Here is a 7423-nt window from a genome sequence, read left to right as displayed (position 1 = left end):
GGTCCGAAAAGACCGATACATCCTTTGAGGCCATGATCTACGCTGTGGCAGCCCTGATCAACTCACGATGAATCTCAACAGACCCTAGGCCGGCGGATCAGGCCGCCAGAACCCCCGCCAGCGAATTCGGCGCGCTATGGGTGATGCGCACCCGCACCAGGTCGCCGACCTTGGCCTGCGGCGCCTCGACAAAGACCGCGTGCAGATAGTCCGACTTGCCGACCATCTGGCCGGGATGGCGGCCGGGCTTTTCGAACAGCACGCCCAGCTCGCGGCCGACCATGTCCTGCTGCGCCGCCTTCTGCTGGCTCGACAGCAGCGCCTGCAATTCCTGCAAGCGCGCATCGGCCAGGGTGCCTTCGACCTCGGGCCGTTCATAGGCCGGGGTGCCGGGGCGCGGCGAATACTTGAAGCTGAAGGCGGTGCCGAAATTCACCGCCCGCACCAGGTCCAGCGTGTCCTGGTGGTCGCGGTCGGTCTCGCCGGGAAAGCCCACGATGAAATCGCTGGTCAGCATGATATCGGGCCGCGCCTCGCGGATGCGCTCGATCAGCCGCAGATACTGCGCGACCGTGTGGCGGCGGTTCATCGCCTTCAGGATGCGGTCGGACCCCGACTGCACCGGCAGGTGCAGATAGGGCATCAGCTTCGGCTCGTCGCGATGCGCCGCGATCAGGTCGCCCGACATGTCGTTCGGATGGCTGGTGGTATAGCGGATGCGGTCCAGCCCGTCGATTTCCGCGATCGACCGGATCAGCCGGCCGAAACCCCATTCCACCCCGCCGGGCCCCTCGCCATGCCAGCCATTGACGTTCTGGCCCAAAAGCGTGATCTCGCGCACGCCGCGCCCGACCAGGTCGCGCGCCTCGGCCAGGATGCGGGCGACCGGACGCGACACCTCGGCCCCACGGGTATAGGGCACCACGCAAAAGGCGCAGAACTTGTCGCAGCCCTCCTGCACGGTCAGAAAGGCTGCCGGCGCGCGCCGGGTGGCGGCGGGCTTCGGCAGATGCTCGAACTTGTCCTCGGCCGGGAACTCGGTATCGACGCCCCTGCCCGCCCGCACCATGGCCGGCAGCCGGTGATAGGCCTGCGGGCCGACGACCAGGTCGACGATGGGCATGCGGCGCTGGATCTCGCCGCCCTCGGCCTGGGCGACGCAGCCGGCGACGCCGATCTTCAGGTCCGGCCGCTCGGCCTTCAGCGGCTTCAGCCGCCCCAGGTCGGAATACAGCTTCTCGGCCGCCTTTTCCCGGATGTGACAGGTGTTCAGCAGCACCATGTCGGCATCCGCCTGGTTCTCGGTCAGCACATAGCCCTCGGCGCCCATGGCCTCGGCCATGCGCTGGCTGTCATAGACGTTCATCTGGCAGCCATAGGTCTTGATGAACAGTTTCTTCGCCGCCGGGGCGGGCGCGCTGTCTTGGTCGCTCATGCCGTGCTGTCCTTGGGGTCGACGCCTGATACAGGAAAACGCCCGGCTTGGAAAGACCGGCCGCCATCCTGCCCGGCGCCCGGCTTCACCGTTTCACAAATACTCAACCCGGCCTCAAAGCCGGTAGATGGCCGCGAATTTCTCTTCCAGATAGTCCAGAAGCGGCCCTTCGCCGACATCGGCCCCGGTCGCCCGCTCGATCAGTTCGCGCTGCGGATAAAGCCCGCCATGGCGCTGCATGTTCTCGCGCAGCCATTCGACCGCCGGATCGGCCTCGCCCCGCGCCAGCGCCTCGTCCAGGTCCGGCACCGCGGCGCGCAGCGCGGCATGCAGGCAGCCGGCATAGACGTTCCCCAGCGCATAGGTCGGGAAATAGCCAAACAGCCCCACCGCCCAATGCACGTCCTGCAGCACGCCATTGGCCGGCCGGTCCACCGCCACGCCGAAATCCTTCAGGAAGCGGGCGTTCCAGGCTTCGACCAGGTCCTCGACATCCAGCCGCCCGGTGATCAGGTCGCGCTCCAGGTCAAAGCGCAGCATGATATGCAGGTTGTATTGCACCTCGTCGGCCTCGGTGCGGATGAAGCCGGGGGTGACGCGGTTCACGGTCGCGTAAAAAGCATCCGCGTCGGGCACGGACAACCCGCCAAAGGCATCCGACATGCGCTGGTAAAGCCAGCCGGTAAAGGCGCGGCCGCGGCCAAGCTGGTTCTCGTAGATGCGGCTCTGGCTTTCATGCGCCCCCATCGAGACGCCGCGGCCCAGCGGCGTAAAGGCGTGGTCGCTGTCGATGCCCAGCTCATAGCTGGAATGCCCGACCTCGTGGATGGTTGAATAAAGACAGTTGAAGGGATCGGCCTCGACCACCCGCGTGGTGATGCGGCTGTCCTGCCAGCGCCCGGAACTGAACGGATGGACGGCGATATCCATGCGCCCGCGCGTCCAGTCATAGCCAAAGGCCGTGGCGCAGATCCGCGCCAGGCGCAGTTGGGTTTCCTGGGGGAAATGCCCGGTCAGCGGCTGCGGCTGGAACGTGGCGCCCAGCACGTCGTCGCGCAGCGCCACAAGCCGCGGCCGCATGGCGTCGAAAAGCTGCGCGATCTCGGCCTGGGTGGTGCCCGGCTCGTAATCGTCCAGAAGCGCGTCGTAAAGATCGCCGCCATCGGCCAGCGACGCGGCTTCCTCGCGCTTGAGCATCAGGATGTCGTTCAGCGCCGGCAGGAAATCCTCGGGCGCATCCTTGGCGCGGGCATCGGCCCAGATCCCCTGCGCCAGCGAGGTCTGCCGCGCCAGTTCGGTGGCCAGCCGCGACGGGACGCGCACGGCGCGGCGATAGTCGCGCGCGATCAGCTCGATGATTCGGGCATCCTCGGCATCCTCGGCCTGGGCCTGGTCCAGCCATTCGCCGATGCGTGCATCGCTGCGCCGCTCGTGCAGCACCGATTCCATCGCCGCCATTTCCTCGGCGCGCTGCTCGACCGCACCGCGCGGCATCATGGTTTCCTGGTCCCAGGCCAGCCGCTCGGCGACCGAGGACAGCGCCTCGGTTTGGCGCTGAAAGGCGAGAAGATCGTCGAAAGCGCTCATCGGACAGTCCCCCGGACCGAAGTTTCAAAAGGATAGCGCGCATGGTGGCGCGCGCGCAGGATCAGCGTAAACAGTGCCACGGCCCCGACCTGATGCGCCAGCGCCAAGGCCAGCGGCGAGGCATGCAGCACGTTCATGATCCCCAGCGCCACCTGGACCGCCACCGCCGCGATCATCGCGCCATAGGCGCCCCGCGTCACCGGATGCGGCGAACGCCGGGCGCGCAGGAAAACCGCGACCGCAAAGACCGCCAGCAGATAGCCCGCCATGCGGTGGATGAACTGCACCAGCGCCGGATTTTCAAAGAAGTTGCGCCAGCCCAGCGCCGGATCCCAGATCGCGGCCGGGATCCATTCGCCGCCCATGGTCGGCCAGCCGGTATATTGCCGCCCGGCGTCGATCCCCGCAACCAGCGCCCCCAGCAGGATCTGCACGAAAGCCAGGTGCATCAGCCCGGTGGTCATGGAAAACAGCTTGCCCTCGCCCGCCCGGCGCGCGCGCAGCAGCGCCGCTTCCGATCGCGACAGCGCCAGCACCTGCCAGGCGATCAGCCCCAGGATGGCAAAGGCCAGGCCCAGATGCGTGGCCAGCCGATAGGAAGCCACGCGCACCATCTCGCCGGAAAGACCGGAATGGACCATCCACCAGCCGATGGCGCCCTGCGCGCCGCCCAAGGCCCCAAGGGCCAGCAGCCGCGGCACCCAGCCCGCGGGGATGCGCTTCGTCGCAAGGAAAAACAGGAAACCCAGCGCCCAGACCGCGCCGATCAGCCGCCCCAGCAGCCGGTGCGACCATTCCCACCAGTAGATCCGCTTGAAGCTGGCCAGGTCCATGTCGGAATTGACCAGCTGGAACTGCGGGATCTGCCGGTATTTGTCGAACTCGGCCTGCCAGGCCGCGGCATCCATCGGCGGCAGCGCCCCTGTCACCGGCTTCCATTCGGTGATCGACAGGCCCGATCCGGTCAGCCGCGTCGCGCCCCCCAGCGCGATCATCGCCGCAACCAGGACGAACAGCACGATCAGCCAGATGCGGATCGCGCCGCGCGCGCCCCTGGGGCCGGCGTCGATCATGCCGCCCGCCGCAGGCGTGTTGCGCGGGGTCGTCTCCGTGACTTCCTGAAAGACGGGGCGTCTTGCCATGTCAGCTTCCTTTTCGATCCGGCGCGACCTTGGCCCGCGCGCGCCCGGAAATCAATCAGCCGCGGCGGATCAATTGCCGCAACATGCCATGGAAAATGCGCGTGTCCCCCTGTGTCAGGGGCAGGCGGGACCACAGGTTGCGCAGCGTCAGCTTCATCGCCGGCGCCTTCTCGGGCGGGAAAAAGAAGCCCGCATCAGTCAGGCGCTCCTCCCAATGATCGGCAAGGCGCTCGATCTCCAGCCGCGTCGCCGGGGCCTCGCCCACGGGGCGGCGGCCATGCGGGGCGGGCTGGGACGGCAGGCTGCCCTGCGCCCATTCATAGCCGGCCAGCAGCACCGCCTGCGCCAGGTTCAGCGAGGGGAAATCCGGGTTCACCGGCACGGTGATGATGGCATTGGCGCGCGCCACGTCCTCGTTCTCCAGGCCCGCGCGCTCGGGGCCGAAGATCACCGCCACCCGGCCGCCCTGCGCGACGCGCTCGCGGGCATCGGCCATGGCCGTGGCAGGCGTCAGCACCGGCTTGGTCAATTCGCGGCCGCGCGCGGTGGTGGCATAGGCGTGATCCACGTCCGCCATCGCCTCGGCCAGGGTCGCGAAAACCCGCGCCCGGTCCAGCACCCGGCCGGCCGCGCCCGAGGCCATGGCCACGGCGCGCGGGTTCGGCCAGCCGTCGCGCGGCGCCACCAGGCGCACGTCGCTTAGCCCGAAATTCAGCATGGCGCGCGCGGCCGCGCCGATGTTTTCGCCCATCTGCGGGCGGACAAGGATGATCGCCGGTTCCATGGCCGCGGCCATATCCTTCCGCAGACCCACTGGCAAGGCGCGCGGCGCTGCGCTATCTGCTGGCGGAACTTCAGGGGATGACAGCGCCATGACAGACCAGCCCAATTCGCCGCAACTCTACCTGATCGCCCCGGTCGGCGCCGCCGCCTCGACCCTGGGCCCGATGCTGGCCCAGGTCATGGACCGCTTTCCCGTCGCCTGCCTGCGCATCCCCGGCGCCGGCACCGAAGAAGAACTGGGCCGCATCGCCGACCTGGCGCGCGAGATCGCCCATGCCCGCGACGTGGCGGTGGTGATCGAGGACCATGTGCAACTGGCGCTGCGCCACGGGCTGGACGGCGTGCACCTGACCAATGGCGCGCGCGGCGTACGCCATGCCCGCAAGGAACTGGGCCAGGACGCCATCGTCGGCACCTTCTGCGGCGCCTCGCGCCATGACGGCATGAACGCGGCCGAGGCCGGGGCCGATTACGTCAGCTTCGGCCCCTGCGGTACGACCGCGCTTGGCCAGGGCGAGACCGCGCCTTTGGACCTGTTCCAATGGTGGTCCGAGATGATCGAGATCCCGGTGGTCGCCGAAGGCGCCCTGACCCCGGCGCTGATCGGCCAGCTGGCCCCCCTTGCGGATTTCATCGCGCTTGGCGCCGAGATCTGGTCGGACCCGGCCGAGGCGCTGGCGATTCTCTGGCGCTGACCCGCCCGGCGGCGCGGCCGGATGGGGTATTTGTGCAACGAAGACATAAGGACGCCGCCGCCCGAAGGCCGGCGCAGGGCTGCGGGTCGCCACGCCAGCCTCTTCGCCGTTTTCCAAATACCCATGCAACGCTGCAATCCGCGTCACCGCCTGCCTCTTGCGCAGCGCCATGCCGCGGCCTAAAGCCTTGCCATGACCCAGCATCAGCGCCTTCTCATCATCGACTTCGGCTCCCAGGTAACGCAGCTGATCGCGCGCCGCCTGCGCGAGTTGAACGTCTATTGCGAAATCCATCCCTTCAACGCCGTGGACGACGCCTTTCTGCAAGCTTTCGCCCCGCAGGCGGTGATCCTGTCGGGCGGGCCGGCCTCGGTCACGCAGGCGGGCTCGCCGCGCGCACCGCAGGGCCTGTTCGACCTGGGGGTGCCGGTCTTCGGCATCTGCTATGGTCAGCAGGTGATGATGGAGCAACTGGGCGGGCGCGTCGAATCGGGCCATCACGCCGAATACGGCCGCGCCTTCATCGCGCCGGCCGAGGGGCACAAGGGCGACGGCATCTTCGCCGGCCTGTTCGGCAGCGGCCGCGAGGAAGTCTGGATGAGCCATGGCGACCGGGTGACGCAGCTTGCACCGGGTTTCGAGGTCATCGGCACCTCGCCGAACGCCCCCTTCGCCATGATCGCCGACCAGGCGCGCAGGTTCTTTGCCGTGCAGTTCCATCCCGAGGTGCATCACACCGCCAACGGCCGAACCATGCTGGAGAATTTCGTCCGCATGGCGGGCTTTACCGGCGACTGGACCATGGCCTCCTATCGCCAGGAGGCGATCCGCAAGATCCGCGAGCAGGTGGGCGACAAGCGCGTGATCTGCGGGCTGTCGGGCGGCGTCGACAGTTCCGTCGCCGCGGTGCTGATCCACGAGGCGATCGGCGACCAGCTGACCTGCGTCTTTGTCGATCACGGGCTTTTGCGGCTGAACGAGGCCGAGGAAGTCGTGACCATGTTCCGCGACAATTACAACATCCCGCTGATCCATGCCGACGAGGCCGACCTGTTCATCGGCGCGCTGGAAGGCGTCTCGGACCCCGAGGTCAAGCGCAAGACCATCGGCCGCCTGTTCATCGACGTGTTCCAGAAATACGCAAGCGAGATCGAGGGCGCGGAATTCCTGGCCCAGGGCACGCTTTACCCCGACGTGATCGAATCGGTCAGCTTCTCGGGCGGTCCCTCGGTCACGATCAAAAGCCACCACAATGTCGGCGGCCTGCCCGAGAAGATGGGGCTGAAGCTGGTCGAGCCCCTGCGCGAGCTTTTCAAGGACGAGGTCCGGGCGCTGGGGCGCGAACTGGACCTGCCCGAGACCTTTATCGGCCGCCATCCCTTTCCCGGCCCCGGCCTTGCCATCCGCTGTCCGGGCGAGATCACCCGCGAAAAGCTCGACATCCTGCGCAAGGCCGATGCGGTCTTCATCGACCAGATCCGCAAGCACGGGCTTTACGACGAGATCTGGCAGGCTTTCGTGGCCATCCTGCCGGTCCGCACCGTCGGCGTGATGGGCGACGGGCGCACCTATGATTATGCCTGCGCGCTGCGGGCCGTAACGTCGGTGGATGGCATGACGGCGGATTACTATCCCTTCAGCCACGAATTCCTGGGCGAGACCGCGACGCGGATCATCAACGAGGTCAGGGGCATCAACCGCTGCACCTATGACATCACCTCGAAGCCGCCGGGCACCATCGAGTGGGAATGATCCCAGGGGGCGGCTTGGGCCGCCCCTTT

At 67.6% G+C, this 7423-nt stretch carries 6 protein-coding genes; 2 read left to right on the top strand and 4 right to left on the bottom strand.

Annotation, left to right across the window (positions count from 1 at the left end; all coding sequences use genetic code 11):
• Positions 1 to 97 precede the first annotated feature (97 nt).
• The 4 genes from miaB to F3H32_RS04090 form a co-directional block, all read right to left on the bottom strand.
• Positions 98 to 1435 carry a tRNA (N6-isopentenyl adenosine(37)-C2)-methylthiotransferase MiaB gene (miaB, locus tag F3H32_RS04105; protein ID WP_149764631.1) on the bottom strand — a complete coding sequence of 446 codons (1338 nt, stop codon included), beginning with the start codon at positions 1433 to 1435 and terminating at the stop codon, positions 98 to 100.
• A gap of 114 nt (positions 1436 to 1549) precedes the next feature.
• Positions 1550 to 3022 (bottom strand): carboxypeptidase M32, encoded by a 1473-nt coding sequence (locus tag F3H32_RS04100; protein ID WP_149764629.1) that lies wholly within the window; start codon positions 3020 to 3022, stop codon positions 1550 to 1552.
• Entirely contained in the window at positions 3019 to 4164 is a 1146-nt protein-coding gene (ctaA, locus tag F3H32_RS04095) for a heme A synthase (RefSeq protein WP_149764627.1), read from the bottom strand. Before ctaA ends, F3H32_RS04100 begins: the two co-directional genes overlap by 4 nt.
• Positions 4165 to 4219: 55 nt before the next feature.
• Complete coding sequence (locus F3H32_RS04090) at positions 4220 to 4960, bottom strand: RNA methyltransferase (RefSeq protein ID WP_149764625.1); 741 nt, start codon at positions 4958 to 4960, stop codon at positions 4220 to 4222.
• A 76-nt stretch (positions 4961 to 5036) separates the two neighbouring features.
• Between F3H32_RS04090 and F3H32_RS04085 the strand changes: the two genes are divergently transcribed.
• Both F3H32_RS04085 and guaA read left to right on the top strand, forming a co-directional pair.
• A complete protein-coding gene (locus F3H32_RS04085) occupies positions 5037 to 5642 on the top strand; it encodes a thiamine phosphate synthase (protein WP_149764623.1) in 606 nt (201 codons plus the stop codon).
• Between the two features lie 192 nt (positions 5643 to 5834).
• Positions 5835 to 7394 (top strand): glutamine-hydrolyzing GMP synthase, encoded by a 1560-nt coding sequence (guaA, locus tag F3H32_RS04080; protein ID WP_149764621.1) that lies wholly within the window; start codon positions 5835 to 5837, stop codon positions 7392 to 7394.
• Positions 7395 to 7423 lie beyond the last annotated feature (29 nt).

The organism is Paracoccus thiocyanatus, from assembly GCF_900156255.1.
In the GTDB taxonomy this organism is placed as follows: domain Bacteria; phylum Pseudomonadota; class Alphaproteobacteria; order Rhodobacterales; family Rhodobacteraceae; genus Paracoccus; species Paracoccus thiocyanatus.
Note: the sequence above shows the minus strand (reverse complement) of the source record. Positions and strands in the feature narration are given on the sequence as shown.

What these genes read in the sequence shown, in the direction of transcription:
- miaB (WP_149764631.1), bottom strand. Translation starts at nt 1,435, where the DNA reads ATGAGCGACCAAGACAGCGCGCCCGCCCCGGCGGCGAAGAAACTGTTC.
- F3H32_RS04100 (WP_149764629.1), bottom strand. Translation starts at nt 3,022, where the DNA reads ATGAGCGCTTTCGACGATCTTCTCGCCTTTCAGCGCCAAACCGAGGCG.
- ctaA (WP_149764627.1), bottom strand. Translation starts at nt 4,164, where the DNA reads ATGGCAAGACGCCCCGTCTTTCAGGAAGTCACGGAGACGACCCCGCGC.
- F3H32_RS04090 (WP_149764625.1), bottom strand. Translation starts at nt 4,960, where the DNA reads ATGGCCGCGGCCATGGAACCGGCGATCATCCTTGTCCGCCCGCAGATG.
- F3H32_RS04085 (WP_149764623.1), top strand. Translation starts at nt 5,037, where the DNA reads ATGACAGACCAGCCCAATTCGCCGCAACTCTACCTGATCGCCCCGGTC.
- guaA (WP_149764621.1), top strand. Translation starts at nt 5,835, where the DNA reads ATGACCCAGCATCAGCGCCTTCTCATCATCGACTTCGGCTCCCAGGTA.